Here is a 16423-nt window from a genome sequence, read left to right on the forward strand (position 1 = left end):
TCCCGCCTCAGGGGCGGGCCCGGGCGGCGAGCGACCGCAGCCACGTCGCCTCCGCACGGCGGTCTGCTCGCGACACCGGGACCTCGAGAACCCTGATGCCAGAGTGCGACTCGCTGAGGGCCTCGGTAAGGCGCGTCAGGTCGTCGATGCGTTCGTGGGCCGCGTGGTGCGCCGAGCACAGAGCCGCCAGGTCGGTGCCGTGCGGGGTCGCGAAGACCCTCTCGAAGGCGTCCGAGTAGCGAGGGTCGCCCTGCTCGAGCGAGCTGAAGATCGCGCCGCCGTCGTCGCTGAGCACGACGAAGGTGAGGTCGGGTCGAGGCTGGCCGCTACCGACGAGCAGGCCGTTGCTGTCGTGCAGGAAGGTGAGGTCGCCCAGGTAGGCGATGGTTCGCGCCGCGCGCGGTCGACCGAGGGCGATGCCGATCGCGGTGGAGACCATGCCGTCGATGCCGGCCAGGCCGCGGTTGCCGACGACGAAGCGGTGCTGCAACGGCGGCCAGGGTGTGCCCATGACGTCGAGGTCGCGTACGGCGTTGGAGGAGCCGACGACGAGCGAGGTGTCGGCGGCGACTGCCGAGGCCACCACGGCGGCCACGGCAAGGGGCGACAGGCCGGAGTCGAGACCTGGCGCACGCCGCGGATCCCCCTGTCCCGCAACCAGACCGGCATCGATGAGCTCCGAGAGTCGGACGTCTGCGTCGTGCCAGGCGGCGAACCACGCAGCATCGTCGGCCGCCTCGACGCGAGGCACGACGTCGAGGACCCGCGCGACGCGGCCCGGGTCGGTCGCGACGCCGTCACGCCCGCGCACCGCCAGCACCTCGAGACCCGGGTCGCTGATGAGCGTCGTGACCGGACGGGAGAGGGTGGGGTGGCCCACGACGACGACCCTCTCCACCCGGGCGCGCAGGTCGGTCGTGAGCAGGAGCCGGCCGGTGCGCAGCGCCTGGCGTCCGATGCGGGCTCCCGAGGTCGGCTCGGCGAGCATCGGCCAGTCCGCAGCCTCCGCGAGCAGCCGAGCGGCGGGTCCGGCGTCGTCACCGGCCACGACGACGGTGCGGGGCCCGAGCGGCAGCACCTCTCCGTCGCGCGGAACCCGCACGGACGGGTCGACGTTCGCCTCCGACCCGGCACGCAACCGCGCCGTGGCGGAGTTGTCGGGGGTGGCGTGGTCGGGGTGGTCGTGGGGAACGTCGGGGCGGCGCCACCAGGTGGCAGGGGCGGGGTCGGCCGGCAGCAGGTCGCCGTCGAGCTGGACGTTGAGCTGGGACGGCCCCCGACGCGAGCAGGCCTGCGCCACAAGGGCATCCAGCTCATCGCCCGAGACGTCGGCCGTCAGGTCGTCACAACCGGCGAAGACGCCGAAGATGCCGGCCTGCTGCGTGGTCTGGTTGGCGCCCGTGCCGCGCAGCCGGTCGGGCCGGTCTGCGCTGACGACGACCAGTCGGCGCCCCGTGTGGTGCGCCTCCATCACGGCCGGGAGGAGGTTGCCGACGGCCGTGCCAGACGTCGTGACGACCGCGACCGGACGTCGCGATCCGGTGGCCAGACCGAGCGCGAGGAACGCGGCGGACCGCTCGTCGACGCGTACGTGCAGGCGCAGGTCACCGGCGCGGTCGGCGGCGTGCAGCGTCAGGGCGAGGGGTGCCGAGCGTGACCCGGGCGCGAGCACGACGTCACGCACCCCGACGAGCCACAGCGACTGGACGAGCCGGAGCGCGAGCTCCGAGGCCGTGCGGGCAGCGGTCACGGGTCGGTCAGTCGCTCGCGAGCGCGTCGCGCATCGGGATCAGCTTGGCGTTGGACTCGGCCACCTCCGACTCGGGGTCGGACCCCGCGACGATGCCGCAGCCGGCATACAGGGTGATCTGCGACGGGTCCTCGGCGTCGAAGGCGCCGCTGCGCAGGGCGATTCCCCACGCGCCGTCGCCGTGGGCGTCCATCCAGCCGACGGGTCCGGCGTAGCGGCCGCGGTCCATGTGCTCGAGCTCGGCGATGAGCTCGACGGCCCGTGCGGTCGGCGTGCCGCCGACGGCGGCCGACGGGTGCAGCGACGCGGCGAGTGTGAGCGACGAGGCGTCGTCGGCGCTCACGGCGGCGACGTCGGTCGCGAGGTGCATCACGTTGGGCAGGTGCAGCACGAAGGGGGCCTCGGGCACGTTCATCGACGAGCAGTGCGGTGCCAGGGCCTCGGCGACCGAGCGAACGGCGTACTCGTGCTCCTCGAGGTCCTTGGACGACCGTGCGAGGGAGCCCGCCAGCGCCGTGTCCTTGTCGTCGTCGCCGGTGCGGCGGATCGTGCCGGCGAGCACGCGCGACGTTATGAGGCCCTGGTCGCGGCGGACGAGCAGCTCGGGCGTCGCGCCGACGAGTCCGGCGACGGCGAAGACCCAGGTGTTCTCGTAGCGCTCGGCGAGGCGGCGTAGCAGCCAGCGCGGGTCGATGGGCCCTGATGCCGTGGCGACGAGGTCGCGGGCAAGGACGACCTTGTCGACCCCGCCCGCCCCGATGCGCCCCACGGCCTCGGCCACCGCATGGGCGTAGTCGGCGGGTGAGACGGAGCCGTCAGCGAAAGCAACCCCCCGAGGTGGCTCGGGATCGTCTGCGACAGAAGGCTTCTCGAGAATCGTCAGCTGTGGGTCGAGCGAGACGGTGGTGAGCCAGGTGCGACCGTCGCGGCGTCCGACGATGGTCGACGGCACGACGAGGCGCGCGGACTCGGCCGAGTCGTCGGCGAAGGGGAACGACCCGAAGCAGACGAGCCCGGTGCCGGGGCGTCCGACCTCGTCGCGCACCACGGCGTGACGGCTGACCTCACGCCACCACGACTCGGCCTCGCGGAACCGGTCCTCACCGCGTGCCTCGAAGGTGAGCGCGCGGCCCCAGCCGACGAGCCCGTCACCGCGCCGCACCCACGACACGAGGTCGTCGTGCTCGCGGTCGGCCGGCAGGTAGGCGAGAAGGGGGTCCGCGGCCTCGAGCGGCACGGTGCGGACGACGACCGTCGGCCCCGCAGTGGGGGACGGCGCTTCGGGAGCGGGAAGCGTGGACATCGGTTGCAACTCTACGGCCGAACGAGCCCCACCCCGGCCGCGCGGGCTGCCACACCGCCGCCCGTGCGACCGAACGCACCCGCGCCGGTGCGAGGATGAGCGCATGAGCCGTGCGCAGCTGGACAAGAAGCCGGTCGACGTCGCGTCGATGTTCGACACCGTCGCCGAGAAGTACGACGTGACCAACGACGTGCTCTCGCTCGGGCAGGACCGGCTGTGGCGCCGCGCGGTCGTCAAGGCCGTCGCCGCACGTGCGGGGGAGCGGATCCTCGACATCGCTGCCGGCACGGGCACGTCCAGCGAGCCGTGGGCCAACGAGGAGATCGAGGTCGTGCCGGCGGACTTCTCGCTCGGCATGCTGCGGGTCGGCCGCCGCCGCCGTCCCGACATGGCGTTCACGGCCGCCGACGCGATGAGCCTGCCGTTCGCCGACGAGAGCTTCGACGTCGTGACGATGAGCTTCGGGCTGCGCAACGTCGCCGCCCCCGAGACCGCTCTGCGCGAGTTCCTCCGGGTGACGAAGCCGGGCGGACGCCTCCTGGTCTGCGAGTTCAGCCAGCCGGTCAACAAGGTCTTCCGCACCGTCTACACCAACTACCTGATGCGCGCGCTGCCGCCGGTCGCCCGCCGCACGTCGAGCAACCCCGATTCGTACGTCTACCTCGCCGAGTCGATCCGCGCGTGGCCGCCGCAGGGCGAGCTCGCCGGCATCATCGAGGGGGCCGGCTGGCAGCAGGTCGGCTGGACCAACCTCACGGGCGGCATCGTCGCGTTGCACCACGGCACCAAGCGCTGACGTTCGTCGCGACCGGGGGCGTATGCCGTCGCGCCGGGTCGCGGCCACGAGTGGCCTCTCGACGTCCGCGGAGCGGCCGAAGGCGGCCTCTCGACGTCTGAGAGCGGCCATGAGTGGCCTCTCGACGGGTGGGCGGGGGCGTTTGTTAGGCATGCCTTATCTGACAAGCGCGAAATCGCGGGAATAGACTCCCCGGAGAGTTCGTGAAGATCTTCACAAGCGGTTCGGAAGCGTGCAGGAGAGATGACCAGTTCGAGCGTGGCGCCCAGCCCCAGCGAGGGCGGCGGTGCACCCGTCGAGCGGGCCGACGTCATCGTCGTCGGTGCCGGCCCGGGTGGCAGCGCCACAGCGGCCTACCTCGCTGACCACGGCCTCGACGTCGTCCTGCTCGAGAAGTCGTCCTTCCCGCGCGACAAGATCTGTGGCGACGGCCTGACACCGCGCGCCACCAAGGAGCTCATCTCCCTGGGCGTCGACACCACCGGCTGGCAGCGCACCAAGGGCCTGCGCATCAAGGGCGGCGGCCACACGCTGCAGCTCGACTGGCCCGAGTCGGACGCCTTCCCCGGCTACGGCATGGTGCGCACCCGCGCCCAGCTCGACGAGAGCCTGGCCCGCCACGCGGAGAGGCGCGGTGCCCTCCTGCACGAGCGCACGAGCGTCACGGCCCCCGTCCGCGACGGCTCCGGCCGCGTCAGCGGCGTCACCGCCAAGCGACTCGACGACGCGGGCCGTGCCACCGGCGAGACCGTCACCTACCGGGCCCCGGTCGTGGTCGCGAGCGACGGCGTCTCGAGCCGTCTCGCCACTGCCGTCGGTCGCCCGAAGCGCGAGGACCGCGTCATGGCCATCGCGGTCCGGGCCTACTACACGACACCGAAGCGCGACGACTACCTCGAGAGCCACCTCGAGCTGTGGACCCGCGACGACAACGGCAACCGCATCCTCATGCCCGGCTACGGGTGGCTCTTCCCGCTCGAGGACGGCCGCACCAACGTCGGCCTCGGCACGCTCGACACGACGGCGGCGTTCCAGAAGACGGACTTCAAGGACGTCATGCGCCGGTGGGTCGAGGACATCAACCCGGAGTGGCAGCTCGAGCACGACGAGGCCGCCGGCCCGATCCGCGGCGCCGCGCTGCCGATGGGCTTCAACCGGACGCCGCTCTACGGCGACGGCCTGCTGCTCGTCGGCGACGCGGGCGGCATGGTCAACCCCTTCAACGGCGAGGGCATCGACTACGCCCTCGAGGCCGCCCGGCTCGGCGCCGAGCTCGTCGCCCAGGCGATGGCGCGCCCGAGCGACGCCGAGCGCGAGCGGGTGCTGGCGGCATACCCGAAGGTGATGAAGGACGAGCTCGGGGGCTACTTCACCCTGGGTCGCTGGTTCGCCCACGCCATCGGCAACCCCGAGGTCATGCGCCTCGCGACCAAGTACGGCCTGCCGCGCACGAAGCTCATGCCGTTCCTGCTCAAGATCATGGCCAACCTCGCCGACCCGGCGAGCAAGGGTGCGAGCGACCGCATCATCAACACCCTCTCGCGGCTGGCGCCGAGCGCATGACACATCCTGCCGCCGAGCGCACCGGCACCCCCGTGGTCGCCCCCATTGTGACGCCGAGCACAATCGTCACGGACGCCCATAGGATGGGTGCGCCGCGCATGTTCGCCCCTGCGATGCACGTCTCGAATGCACGTCTCGCACGACCGGAAGGCACGTGACCTCGGATGAACTCCTACGTCCCGATCCTGTTCATGCTGGGGCTCGGCTTCGCGTTCGCCGCGCTGTCGGTCTTCACCTCGCTCGTCGTCGGCCCGAAGCGCTACAACCGCGCCAAGCTCGAGGCCTACGAGTGCGGCATCCAGCCGACGCCCCACGCCGCCGGCGGCGGTCGCGTGCCGATCAAGTACTACCTGACGGCCATGCTCTTCATCATCTTCGACATCGAGTCGATCTTCCTCTATCCGTTCGCGGTGGCCTTCAACAAGCTGGGCCTCTTCGCGCTGGTGGAGATGGTCCTGTTCATCCTCACGGTCTTCATCGCGTACGCCTACGTCTGGCGCCGCGGCGGCCTCGAGTGGGACTGACGGACGGTGCCGCACGTGAGCGCCCGCACCTGCGGGTACGCGTCCACCGGGTCCGCCAGGAAAGGTAAGGAGTAAGCAATGGGTCTCGAAGAGAAGCTCCCAGCCGGGTTCCTGCTCTCGACCGTCGAGGGCCTCGCCGGTTACATGCGCAAGGCCTCGATCTGGCCGGCCACGTTCGGCCTCGCCTGCTGCGCCATCGAGATGATGGCCGTCGGCACCCCCGACTACGACATCGCCCGCTTCGGCATGGAGCGCTTCTCGGCGACGCCGCGCCAGGCCGACCTGATGATCGTCGCCGGCCGCGTCAGCCAGAAGATGGCTCCGGTCGTGCGCCAGGTCTACGACCAGATGCCCAACCCCAAGTGGGTCATCTCGATGGGTGTCTGCGCGAGCTCGGGCGGCATGTTCAACAACTACGCGATCGTGCAGGGCGTCGACCACATCATCCCGGTCGACATCTACCTGCCGGGCTGTCCGCCGCGGCCGCAGATGCTGCTCAACGCCATCATCGAGCTGCACCACCAGATCGAGACCTCCCCGCTCGGCATCAACCGCGAGGAGGCGGCCAAGGCCGCCGAGGCCGCTGCGCTGTCCGCGACCCCGACGCACCAGATGAAGGGCCTGCTGGCATGAGCGACGGCGAGAGGAAGAAGGACGCGACGCCGGCCGTCAACGCCGACACCACCAAGGACCAGACGTCGGGCATCACGCCCGGCGAGGTCGAGCTCGCGCAGCACGGTGGCGCCAACCCGAGCGAGCCCCAGGTCGTCGGCGTGCGGCGCGGCATGTTCGGCGCCACCCGCGGCGCCGACACGACCGGCTACTCGGGTCTTTTGCGCCCGATCCTCGTGGCCGGCGCCGCCGAGCGCCCCTACGGCGGCTACTTCGACGAGATCGCCGACAACCTCGAGCGCGGCCTCGTCGGTGGCACCGCCTCCTACGCCGAGGCCGTCGACCGCGTCGTCATCGACCGCGGCGAGATGACCATCCACGTCCGCCGTCAGCACCTGCTCGCCGTAGCCCGGGTGATGCGCGACGACGCGTCGCTGCGTTTCGAGATGTGCACCGGCGTGTCCGGCGTGCACTATCCCGACCGCGTCGGCGAGGAGCTCCACGCCGTCTACCACCTGCTGTCGATCACCCACGGCGGCAGGCGCGTTCGCATCGAGGTCTCGTGCCCCGACGACGACCGCCACATCCCGTCGATCGTCTCCGTCTACCCGGCCAACGACTGGCACGAGCGCGAGACGTGGGACATGTTCGGCATCGAGTTCGACGGCCACCCGGCCCTGACTCGCATCCTCATGCCCGACGACTGGCCGGGCCACCCGCAGCGCAAGGACTACCCCCTCGGCGGAATCCCCGTCGAGTACAAGGGCGCCACAGTCCCACCGCCGGACCAGCGGAGGTCGTACAACTGATGAGCACGCACACCGAGTTCTCCCAGACCGAGGTGCCGCAGCCCGGCGCCAACGACGTCTACGCCACGTCGGTGGCCGACGAGCAGGCGAGCGAGGGCGGCTACGTCTTCAACGCCGCCGGCGGCGACTGGAACGACCTCGTCGACGAGGCGACCTCGCTCAACGAGGAGCGCATCGTCGTCAACATGGGTCCGCAGCACCCGTCGACGCACGGCGTGCTCCGCCTCATCCTCGAGATCGACGGCGAGACGGTGACCGAGGCCCGCGCCGGCATCGGCTACCTCCACACCGGCATCGAGAAGAACATGGAGTACCGCACCTGGGTGCAGGGCGTCACGTTCTGCACGCGCATGGACTACCTCACGTCCATGTTCCAGGAGACGGCCTACTGCCTCGCCATGGAGAAGCTGCTCGGCATCACCGACCAGATCCCCGAGCGGGCCAACGTCATCCGCGTGCTCATGATGGAGCTCTCGCGCATCAACTCCCACACGGTCTGCCTCGGCACCGGTGGCATGGAGATGGGCGCGACCACCGTCATGACCGTCGCCTTCCGTGAGCGCGAGCGCGTGCTGCGCATCTTCGAGATGGTCACAGGTCTGCGCATGAACAACGCCTACATCCGTCCCGGTGGCGTGGCCCAGGACCTCCCGCCCGGCGCCATAGACGCGCTGCGCGAGATGGTGCCCGAGGTGCGCCGCGGCCTCGGCGAGCTCGAGGCGCTGCTCAACGAGAACCCCATCCTCAAGGGCCGCACCGTCGACGTCGGCGTGCTGAACCTCGCCGGCTGCATGGCGCTCGGCATCACCGGGCCCGTGCTCCGATCGACCGGCCTGCCGCACGACCTGCGCAAGCTCGACCCGTACTGCGGCTACGAGACCTACGACTTCGAGGTCATGACGCGCACCAGCCAGGACGCCTACGGCCGCCTGCGCATCCGCATCGACGAGATGTACGAGTCGCTGAAGATCGTCGAGCAGTGCATCGACCGGCTCCAGGAGAGCGAGGGTCCCGTCATGATCGCGGACAAGAAGATCGCCTGGCCCGCGCAGCTCGCGCTCGGTAGCGACGGCCTGGGCAACAGCCTCGACCACATCCGCGAGATCATGGGCACCTCGATGGAGTCGCTGATCCACCACTTCAAGCTGGTGACCGAGGGCTTCCGGGTCCCGCCGGGGCAGGCCTACCAGGCCGTCGAGTCGCCGAAGGGCGAGCTCGGCTGCCACCTCGTCTCCGAGGGCGGCACGCGCCCCTACCGCGCGCACTTCCGCGACCCGAGCTTCAACAACCTGCAGGCCGTGGCCGCGATGTGCGAAGGCAGCCAGATCGCCGACGTCATCGTCGCCGTGGCCTCGATCGACCCCGTCATGGGAGGTGTGGACCGATGAGCGCGGTAGTGCGCGAGGATCGCAGCGAGCGCCAGCGAGCGAGGATCGGAACGCACGTCGGCGCGCGAAAGGACAAGCACGTATGAGCGGTCACGACGCTTCAGGTCACCTGCACGTCAGCCCCGAGTCCAAGGCGCCGTATGCCGCCGACGTGCTCGAGAAGCTGCACGCCGATGCTGCCGAGGTGGTGGCGCGTTACCCGCAGAAGCGCTCCGCGCTGCTGCCGCTGCTGCACCTCGTGCAGTCGGTCGACGGCTACGTCACCGGTCGCGGTGTCACCTTCTGTGCGGAGGTGCTCGACCTCACCGAGGCCGAGGTCAGCGGTGTCGCGACGTTCTACACGCAGTACAAGCGCCACCCCAACGGTGAATACACCGTCGGCGTCTGCACCAACACGCTCTGCGCGATCATGGGCGGCGACCTGATCTTCGACCGCGTCTCCGAGCACCTCGGCATCGGCCACGACGAGACCACCGACGACGGCAAGATCACGCTCGAGCGACTCGAGTGCAACGCCGCCTGCGACTACGCCCCCGTGGTCATGGCCAACTGGGAGTTCTTCGACAACCAGACGCCTGAGAGCACGATCGGCCTGGTAGACGACCTGCGCGCCGGCAAGGACGTCGCCCCGACCCGTGGCGCCGCCAAGGTCTGCTCCTTCAAGGAGGTCTCGCGCGTGCTCGCGGGCTTCCACGACGGGCGTGGCGACGAGGGCGTGGGCGCCGGTCCCGCCTCACTGCTCGGCCTCACGATCGCCAACGAGAACGGCTGGGTAGCCCCTGCTGCCAAGCGCGCCGACCGCGCCAGCGGTTCCCGTGGCGCCTCCGACGGGAAGGACGGCACGAAGTGACCGACACGCTGACCCCGATCCTCACGAAGTTCTGGGACGACCCGCAGTCCTGGACCCTCGCGACCTACGAGCGCCACGACGGCTACAAGGCCCTCACGAAGGCCCTCGACATGGAGCCGCAGGCGATCATCGACGCCGTCAAGGACTCCAGCATCCGTGGCCGTGGAGGCGCCGGCTTCCCGACCGGCATGAAGTGGTCGTTCATGAGCCCGCCCGACGGCGGCCCGCGCTACCTCGTCGTCAACGCCGACGAGTCCGAGCCGGGCACGTGCAAGGACGTGCCGCTCATGATGGCCAACCCGCACTCGCTGATCGAGGGGGTGGCCATCTCCTCGTACGCCATCGGCTGCGAGCACGCGTTCATCTACCTCCGCGGTGAGGTCGTCCACGTCTACCGCCGCCTGCTGCGCGCCGTCGAGGAGGCCCGCGCTGCGGGCTACCTCGGCGACAACGTCGGCGGCAAGGGCGTCAAGGTCGAGATCACCGTGCACGCCGGCGCCGGCGCGTACATCTGCGGCGAGGAGACCGCGCTGCTCGACTCGCTCGAGGGTCGTCGCGGCCAGCCGCGCCTCAAGCCGCCGTTCCCCGGTGCGGCCGGCCTCTACGCCCGCCCGACGTCGGTCAACAACGTCGAGTCCATCGCCTCGGTGCCCGGGATCATCCTCGAGGGCGCCGACTGGTTCAAGGGCATGGGCACCGAGAAGTCCACGGGCTTCGGCATCTTCAGCCTCTCGGGCCACGTGACCAACCCGGGCCAGTTCGAGGCCCCGCTCGGCATCACGATGCGCGAGCTCATCGAGCTCGCCGGCGGCATGCGCGGCGGCCGCAAGCTGAAGTTCTGGACGCCCGGTGGCTCTTCGACGCCGATCTTCACCGATGAGCACCTCGACGTGCCCCTCGACTTCGACTCGGTCGCGGCGGCCGGCTCGATGCTCGGCACCCGCGCGCTGCAGGTGTTCGACGAGACCGTCTCGGTCGTGCGCGCCGTCGCCCGCTGGACCGACTTCTACGCCCACGAGTCCTGCGGCAAGTGCACGCCGTGCCGCGAGGGCACGTGGTGGCTGCGCCAGATCATGAGCCGCATCGAGAACGGCCAGGGCACGCAGGACGACATCGACAAGCTCGTCGACATCTGCGACAACATCCTCGGCCGCAGCTTCTGCGCCCTCGGTGACGCGGCGACCAGCCCGATCACCTCTGCCGTCAAGTTCTTCCGCGAGGAGTTCGAGGCCGGCATGCACACCCCGGCGCACGAGCTGTTCCCGCCGGAGCACTCGGTGCTCTTCCCCGTCGCCCCGGCCGGCAGCGCCCCGGCAGCCAACCAGTCCAAGGAGTCCAGCGGGATGGTGTCCGCATGACGACGACCGCCTCCACCCCCACGGAGACCAAGCCCGACCAGGTGAGCCTGACGATCGACGGCGTGCCCGTCAGCGTCCCCAAGGGCACGCTCGTCATCCGGGCCGCAGAGCAGGTCGGCATCGAGATCCCGCGGTTCTGCGACCACCCGCTGCTCGACCCGGTCGGCGCCTGCCGCCAGTGCCTCGTCGACGTCGCGATGCCCGACCGCGAGGGCAACGTCCGACCGATGCCGAAGCCGCAGGCCTCGTGCACGATGACGGTGTCCGAGGGCATGGTCGTCAACACGCAGAACACCTCGCCGGTCGCCGACAAGGCGCAGCAGGGTGTCATGGAGCTGCTGCTCATCAACCACCCGCTCGACTGCCCGGTCTGCGACAAGGGCGGCGAGTGCCCCCTTCAGAACCAAGCGATGAGCGCCGGCCGCCCGGTCTCGCGCTTCGAGGACGTCAAGCGCACCTACCCCAAGCCGGTCAACATCTCCTCGCAGGTGCTGCTCGACCGTGAGCGCTGCGTGCTGTGCGCCCGCTGCACCCGCTTCTCCGACCAGGTCGCCGGTGACCCGTTCATCGCCCTCGTCGAGCGCGGTGCGCTCCAGCAGATCGGCATCTACGAGGAGCAGCCCTTCGAGAGCTACTTCTCCGGCAACACCGTCCAGATCTGCCCGGTCGGTGCCCTGACCGGCGCGGCCTACCGCTTCCGCAGCCGCCCGTTCGACCTCGTGTCGACGCCGTCGGTCTGCGAGCACTGCGCGAGCGGCTGCGCCACGCGCACCGACCACCGCCGCGGGGTCGTGCTGCGCCGCATGGCCGCCGAGGACCAGGCGGTCAACGAGGAGTGGAACTGCGACAAGGGTCGCTGGGCCTTCACGTACGCCACGCTGCCCGACCGCATCGAGCTGCCGATGGTGCGCGACGCCGACGGTGAGCTCCGGGTCGTCAGCTGGCCCGAGGCCCTCGCCGCCGCGGCGGCCGGTCTCGCCGGCAAGAAGGCAGGCGTGCTCGTCGGAGGTCGCGTGAGCACCGAGGACGCCTACGCGTACGGCAAGTTCGCCCGCGTCGTGCTCGACACGAACGACATCGACTTCCGCTCGCGGCCGCACTCGGCCGAGGAGGTCGCCTTCCTCGCAGAGCACGTCGCCGCGACCGGCCCGGAGGGTGGGGCGGTGACCTACGCCGACCTCGAGGCCGCCGGGGCCGTCCTGCTCGTGGGCTTCGAGCCCGAGGACGAGAGCCCGATCGTCTTCCTGCGCCTGCGCAAGGCGTTCCGCAAGCACCGGACCCAGGTGTATGCCGTCGCGTCGCACGCGACGCGCGGGCTCACCAAGGTCGGCGGCAGCCTGATCCCGACCGTGCCCGGCCAGGAGGCCGCCGTCCTCGGCGACCTCGGCTCGACCGACACCGGCGCGAAGGCGCGTGAGGCTCTCGGCGCCGGTGGGGTCGTGCTCGTCGGTGAGCGCCTCGCCACCTCACCCGGTGCGCTGCGCGCCGCAGCCGACCTCGCGGCCGCCACCGGTGCCCGCCTGGCGTGGGTGCCGCGTCGTGCGGGGGAGCGAGGTGCGCTCGAGTCCGGTGCGCTCGGTGCGCTGCTGCCCGGTGGACGTCCGGTGTCCGACGCCTCGGCCGTGGCCGAGGTTGCCCGGGTCTGGGACGTCGACCACCTGCCGCAGGCATCCGCCCGCGACACGGCCGGCATCCTCGCCTCGGCCGCCGCCGGTGACCTGCAGGCACTCGTGGTCGGTGGTGTCGATCCCGCCGACATCGGCGAGCCCGCCGCTGCCGCGGCCCTCGAGAAGGCCTTCGTCGTCTCCCTCGAGCTGCGCGAGTCGGCCGTCACCGCCGTCGCCGACGTCGTGCTGCCCGTCGCCGCCCAGGCCGAGAAGTCGGGCAGCTACGTCAACTGGGAGGGCCGCGTCCGCGCGTTCGAGGAGGCCCTGACGAGCAACGCCGTCAGCGACCACCGCGCGCTCGACATGCTCGCCAGCGAGATGGGCTTCTTCCTCGAGACCCGCACCCAGCGCGAGATCCGCGACCAGTTCGTGGCGCTCGGCCCGTGGACGGGTGCTCGCACCACGAGCGCACCCGCCGGCCAGCGCGCCGCCGGGGCGCCCTGGTCCGAGGGCAGCTTCGTGCTGTCCACGTGGGCCACGCTCCTCGACGCCGGACGCATGCAGGACGGCGAGCCGTTCCTGGCCGGCACCGCTCCGCTCGCGGTCGCCCGCCTGTCCGAGGGCTCCGCCGCGGGTCTCGGCGTCGTCGATGGCGACGCGGTCACGGTCACCGGCCCCGGGGGCAGCGTCACGCTGCCCGCGGTCGTCACCGCCGGCATGGTCGACGGTGTCGTGTGGCTGCCGACCAACTCGCGTGGCGCCGACCAGACCTGTTCCGTCCGCGCGGGCCTCGGCACCGATGCCGGCGGCCGCGTCAACGTCACGAAGGGTGGTGCCGCATGAGCTTCGTGACGGCATACGGGGTGGCCGCTGCGCTGCCCATGACCGAGAACCCCTCGGCCGACTTCAGCGACACCCCCTGGTGGGTCGCGCTGATCAAGGCCGTCGGCATCTTCGTCTACCTGCTCCTGTCGACGCTGCTCGTCATCTGGTTCGAGCGCCGGGTCATCGGCCGCATGCAGCAGCGGCCCGGCCCGAACCGCAACGGCCCCTTCGGCCTGCTCCAGACGCTCGCCGACGGCATGAAGGCGATGCTCAAGGAAGACATCACGCCGGCCAACGCCGAGAAGCTCATCTACACGCTCGCGCCGCTCATCGCCGCGACGATGGCCTTCGTGTCGTTCGCGATCATCCCGCTCGGCGGCACGGTGTCGATGTTCGGCCACCACACGCCGCTGCAGGTCACCGACGTGCCCATCGCCGTGCTGCTCGTGCTCGCCGTCGCCTCGGTCGGCGTCTACGGCATCATCCTCGCGGGGTGGAGCTCCGGCTCGACCTACCCGCTCCTGGGTGGCCTGCGCTCGACCGCCCAGGTCATCAGCTACGAGATCGCCATGGGCCTCTCGCTCGTCGCGATCTTCCTCTACAGCGGCTCGATGTCGACCTCGTCGATCGTCTCGGCGCAGAGCTCGCTCTGGTACATCCTGCCGGCCTTCTTCAGCTTCGCCGTCTACCTCGTGACGATGGTCGGCGAGACGAACCGTCTGCCCTTCGACCTCGCCGAGGGTGAGGGCGAGCTCACCGGTGGCTTCCACACCGAGTACTCCTCGATGCGCTTCGCGATGTTCTTCCTCGGCGAGTACGTCAACATGTTCACCGTCTCGGCCCTGGCCACCACGCTGTTCCTCGGTGGCTGGCAGGCCCCGCCGATCATCTCGGCGATCAACGACAACATGTTCGGCGGCGGCTGGTGGGGCCTGCTGTGGTTCACCCTCAAGCTGTGGACGTTCATGTTCATCTTCGTCTGGCTGCGAGGCTCGCTGCCGCGCGTGCGCTACGACCAGTTCATGCGCTTCGGCTGGAAGTTCCTCATCCCGATCACGCTCGCCTGGGTCGTCGCCGTCGCGTTCATCCGCGGCGCGCAGCTCGGCTTCCTCGGTGACAGCAAGCTGACGTTCGCCGGCCGGGAGCTCTCCGTGGCGACGGTCGTCATCGTCAGCATCGTCGCCGTGATCGCGCTCGCCGCGGCCTGGATCTGGGACGACAAGCGCGCCGCCAAGGCCGCCGCCGAGGACGAGGCGCCGCCGGAGGAGATCGACCCGTTCGAGGGTGGCTACCCGGTGCCGCCCCTGCCGGGTCAGCGCCTCGCCGAACCCGGACCTCGCATCAGCGCCGCACGCGAGCCGGTCCTCTCGACCGCCAGCTCGACCTCCGCCAGCTCGACTTCCGCCACCTCGACCTTCACCAAGGAGGAGGACCATGGCTGACGACACCGTCGGCAACGACGTCACCCCCACCGGACCCGCCCGCTCCAAGGGCTCCGAGGTCGGCGCGCCGCGTTCGCAGCGCTCCGGCAGCGACGACCGCCAGAAGGGCTTCCTCTCCGAGCTCTTCGCACCGGTCGCCGGCTTCGGCGTGTCCTTCGGCACGATGTTCCGCAAGGTCGCCACCGAGGAGTACCCCGAGAAGCCGCGTCCCACGGCGCCGCGCTTCCACGGCCGCCACCAGCTCAACCGCTACCCCGACGGCCTCGAGAAGTGCATCGGCTGCGAGCTGTGCGCGTGGGCCTGCCCGGCCGACGCGATCCTCGTCGAGGGCGCCGACAACGACGACACCCCTGGTGGCACCGGTCGGTTCAGCCCCGGTGAGCGCTATGGGCGCGTCTACCAGATCAACTACCTGCGCTGCATCTTCTGCGGCCTGTGCATCGAGGCCTGCCCGACGCGCGCCCTGACGATGACGAACTTCTACGAGCTCGCCGACAACGACCGCGGCAAGCTGATCTTCACCAAGGACCAGCTGCTCGCGCCGCTCCAGGGCGGCATGCTCACGACGCCGTTCCCCATGTCGGACGGGCTCGAGGAGCGCGACTACTACCAGGGCAAGGTCAGCGGTCCGAGCGACGGGCAGAAGGCGTACGTCGCCGAGCGTGACGCGCGCGACGACACGGACACCGGCGACGAGCCCGGTCTGCCGACCGCGCCGGGCAACGTCGGGGCCTCGGTTCCCGGTGCCCACGACCTGGTGCACTCGTCCAACCCGACCGCGCCGCAGACCCGGGAAGGGGCCAACCCGTGACCTCCACCGCCGAAGCCGTCGGCTTCTGGCTGCTCGCCCCGATCGCGGTCCTCGCCGCGTTGGGCCTGCTCTTCGCCAAGAAGGCCGTCCACGCCGCCCTCGGCATGGCCCTCGTCATGTGCATCCTGGGCATCTTCTACATCATGCAGAAGGCCGACTTCCTCGGGGTCGTGCAGGTGTTCGTCTACACCGGCGCCGTGATGATGCTCTTCCTCTTCGTGCTCATGCTCGTCGGTGTCGACTCGTCCGACTCCGTCGTCGAGACGATCAAGGGCCACCGCTGGGCGTCGTTCCTGCTCGTCGTGGGCCTCGCCGGAGTCCTCTTCTTCGCCATCGGCGCCGCCGTCATCGACCAGGCCACCGTGCAGACCGGCATGGACAAGCTCGTCGCGAGCAACACCGAGACCGGCAACGTCACCGGCCTGGCCGAGCTGATCTTCGGCCAGTACGTCTGGATCTTCGAGGTCACGTCCGCGCTGCTCATCACCGCCGCCCTCGGCGCGATGGTGCTCGCCCACCGCGAGCGGCTCAGCCCGCGCATCACGCAGGCCGAGTGGGCCGCCAAGCGTGTGCGCGACAACGCCCACGTCGCGGGGCTGCCCGTGCCCGGTGTCTACGCCCGTCACAACGCGGTCGACACCCCGGCCCTGCTGCCCGACGGCACGCCGAGCGACCTGTCCGTCTCGCGCGTGCTCGTGGCGCGTGACCAGGTCGCCACCACCGACGGCATCAGGGACGTCGAGCGCCACATGCAGCGCGAGATCGAGGAGGGTGGTTCCAAGTGA

14 protein-coding genes are annotated in these 16423 nt (G+C 70.7%); 12 read left to right on the top strand and 2 right to left on the bottom strand.

Features of this window, described 5'->3' with window-relative positions; genetic code table 11:
• Window positions 1-7 precede the first annotated feature (7 nt).
• Window positions 8-1750 carry a 2-succinyl-5-enolpyruvyl-6-hydroxy-3-cyclohexene-1-carboxylic-acid synthase gene (gene menD, locus AB4091_RS15595; protein WP_442292671.1) on the bottom strand — a complete coding sequence of 581 codons (1743 nt, stop codon included), beginning with the start codon at window positions 1748-1750 and terminating at the stop codon, window positions 8-10.
• Window positions 1751-1757: 7 nt separating this feature from the next.
• Window positions 1758-3053 (bottom strand): isochorismate synthase, encoded by a 1296-nt coding sequence (locus tag AB4091_RS15600; RefSeq protein WP_442292672.1) that lies wholly within the window; start codon window positions 3051-3053, stop codon window positions 1758-1760.
• Window positions 3054-3156: 103 nt separating this feature from the next.
• Here AB4091_RS15600 and AB4091_RS15605 point away from each other — a divergent pair, with 103 nt between their 5' ends.
• The 12 genes from AB4091_RS15605 (at window position 3157) to AB4091_RS15660 (ending at window position 16423) form a co-directional block, all read left to right on the top strand.
• Window positions 3157-3849, top strand: coding sequence for a demethylmenaquinone methyltransferase (locus AB4091_RS15605; protein WP_442292673.1), 693 nt, complete (start codon window positions 3157-3159; stop codon window positions 3847-3849).
• 243 nt (window positions 3850-4092) lie between these two features.
• Entirely contained in the window at window positions 4093-5412 is a 1320-nt protein-coding gene (locus AB4091_RS15610) for a geranylgeranyl reductase family protein (protein WP_442292674.1), read from the top strand.
• A gap of 164 nt (window positions 5413-5576) precedes the next feature.
• Window positions 5577-5936: an NADH-quinone oxidoreductase subunit A gene (locus AB4091_RS15615; protein ID WP_045187001.1), complete on the top strand. Its 360-nt coding sequence runs from the start codon at window positions 5577-5579 to the stop codon at window positions 5934-5936.
• A 78-nt stretch (window positions 5937-6014) separates the two neighbouring features.
• On the top strand, window positions 6015-6569 hold the full coding sequence (locus AB4091_RS15620; RefSeq protein WP_442292675.1) for a NuoB/complex I 20 kDa subunit family protein: 555 nt from the start codon (window positions 6015-6017) through the stop codon (window positions 6567-6569).
• Window positions 6566-7357, top strand: coding sequence for an NADH-quinone oxidoreductase subunit C (locus AB4091_RS15625; protein WP_442292676.1), 792 nt, complete (start codon window positions 6566-6568; stop codon window positions 7355-7357). Before AB4091_RS15620 ends, AB4091_RS15625 begins: the two co-directional genes overlap by 4 nt.
• Window positions 7357-8745, top strand: a complete 1389-nt coding sequence (locus AB4091_RS15630) for an NADH-quinone oxidoreductase subunit D (protein WP_442292677.1) — start codon at window positions 7357-7359, stop codon at window positions 8743-8745. Before AB4091_RS15625 ends, AB4091_RS15630 begins: the two co-directional genes overlap by 1 nt.
• A gap of 82 nt (window positions 8746-8827) precedes the next feature.
• Window positions 8828-9595, top strand: a complete 768-nt coding sequence (nuoE, locus tag AB4091_RS15635; protein WP_442292678.1) for an NADH-quinone oxidoreductase subunit NuoE — start codon at window positions 8828-8830, stop codon at window positions 9593-9595.
• Window positions 9592-10953, top strand: a complete 1362-nt coding sequence (gene nuoF / locus AB4091_RS15640; RefSeq protein WP_442292679.1) for an NADH-quinone oxidoreductase subunit NuoF — start codon at window positions 9592-9594, stop codon at window positions 10951-10953. Before nuoE ends, nuoF begins: the two co-directional genes overlap by 4 nt.
• Complete coding sequence (locus AB4091_RS15645) at window positions 10950-13403, top strand: NADH-quinone oxidoreductase subunit G (protein ID WP_442292680.1); 2454 nt, start codon at window positions 10950-10952, stop codon at window positions 13401-13403. The genes nuoF and AB4091_RS15645 overlap by 4 nt, the downstream gene beginning before the upstream one ends.
• A complete protein-coding gene (nuoH, locus tag AB4091_RS15650; RefSeq protein ID WP_442292681.1) occupies window positions 13400-14827 on the top strand; it encodes an NADH-quinone oxidoreductase subunit NuoH in 1428 nt (475 codons plus the stop codon). The genes AB4091_RS15645 and nuoH overlap by 4 nt, the downstream gene beginning before the upstream one ends.
• On the top strand, window positions 14820-15638 hold the full coding sequence (gene nuoI, locus AB4091_RS15655) for an NADH-quinone oxidoreductase subunit NuoI (protein ID WP_442292682.1): 819 nt from the start codon (window positions 14820-14822) through the stop codon (window positions 15636-15638). The genes nuoH and nuoI overlap by 8 nt, the downstream gene beginning before the upstream one ends.
• On the top strand, window positions 15635-16423 hold the full coding sequence (locus AB4091_RS15660; RefSeq protein WP_442292683.1) for an NADH-quinone oxidoreductase subunit J: 789 nt from the start codon (window positions 15635-15637) through the stop codon (window positions 16421-16423). Before nuoI ends, AB4091_RS15660 begins: the two co-directional genes overlap by 4 nt.

Source organism: Terrabacter sp. 2RAF25 (genome assembly GCF_052115265.1).
In the GTDB taxonomy this organism is placed as follows: domain Bacteria; phylum Actinomycetota; class Actinomycetes; order Actinomycetales; family Dermatophilaceae; genus Terrabacter.

Excerpts from the sequence above, each read along its gene's own strand:
- AB4091_RS15610 (WP_442292674.1), top strand. The coding sequence starts at position 4,093 with ATGACCAGTTCGAGCGTGGCGCCCAGCCCCAGCGAGGGCGGCGGTGCA.
- nuoI (WP_442292682.1), top strand. The coding sequence starts at position 14,820 with ATGGCTGACGACACCGTCGGCAACGACGTCACCCCCACCGGACCCGCC.
- AB4091_RS15605 (WP_442292673.1), top strand. The coding sequence starts at position 3,157 with ATGAGCCGTGCGCAGCTGGACAAGAAGCCGGTCGACGTCGCGTCGATG.
- AB4091_RS15600 (WP_442292672.1), bottom strand. The coding sequence starts at position 3,053 with ATGTCCACGCTTCCCGCTCCCGAAGCGCCGTCCCCCACTGCGGGGCCG.
- nuoE (WP_442292678.1), top strand. The coding sequence starts at position 8,828 with ATGAGCGGTCACGACGCTTCAGGTCACCTGCACGTCAGCCCCGAGTCC.
- AB4091_RS15615 (WP_045187001.1), top strand. The coding sequence starts at position 5,577 with ATGAACTCCTACGTCCCGATCCTGTTCATGCTGGGGCTCGGCTTCGCG.
- AB4091_RS15625 (WP_442292676.1), top strand. The coding sequence starts at position 6,566 with ATGAGCGACGGCGAGAGGAAGAAGGACGCGACGCCGGCCGTCAACGCC.
- nuoH (WP_442292681.1), top strand. The coding sequence starts at position 13,400 with ATGAGCTTCGTGACGGCATACGGGGTGGCCGCTGCGCTGCCCATGACC.
- AB4091_RS15645 (WP_442292680.1), top strand. The coding sequence starts at position 10,950 with ATGACGACGACCGCCTCCACCCCCACGGAGACCAAGCCCGACCAGGTG.
- AB4091_RS15630 (WP_442292677.1), top strand. The coding sequence starts at position 7,357 with ATGAGCACGCACACCGAGTTCTCCCAGACCGAGGTGCCGCAGCCCGGC.
- AB4091_RS15620 (WP_442292675.1), top strand. The coding sequence starts at position 6,015 with ATGGGTCTCGAAGAGAAGCTCCCAGCCGGGTTCCTGCTCTCGACCGTC.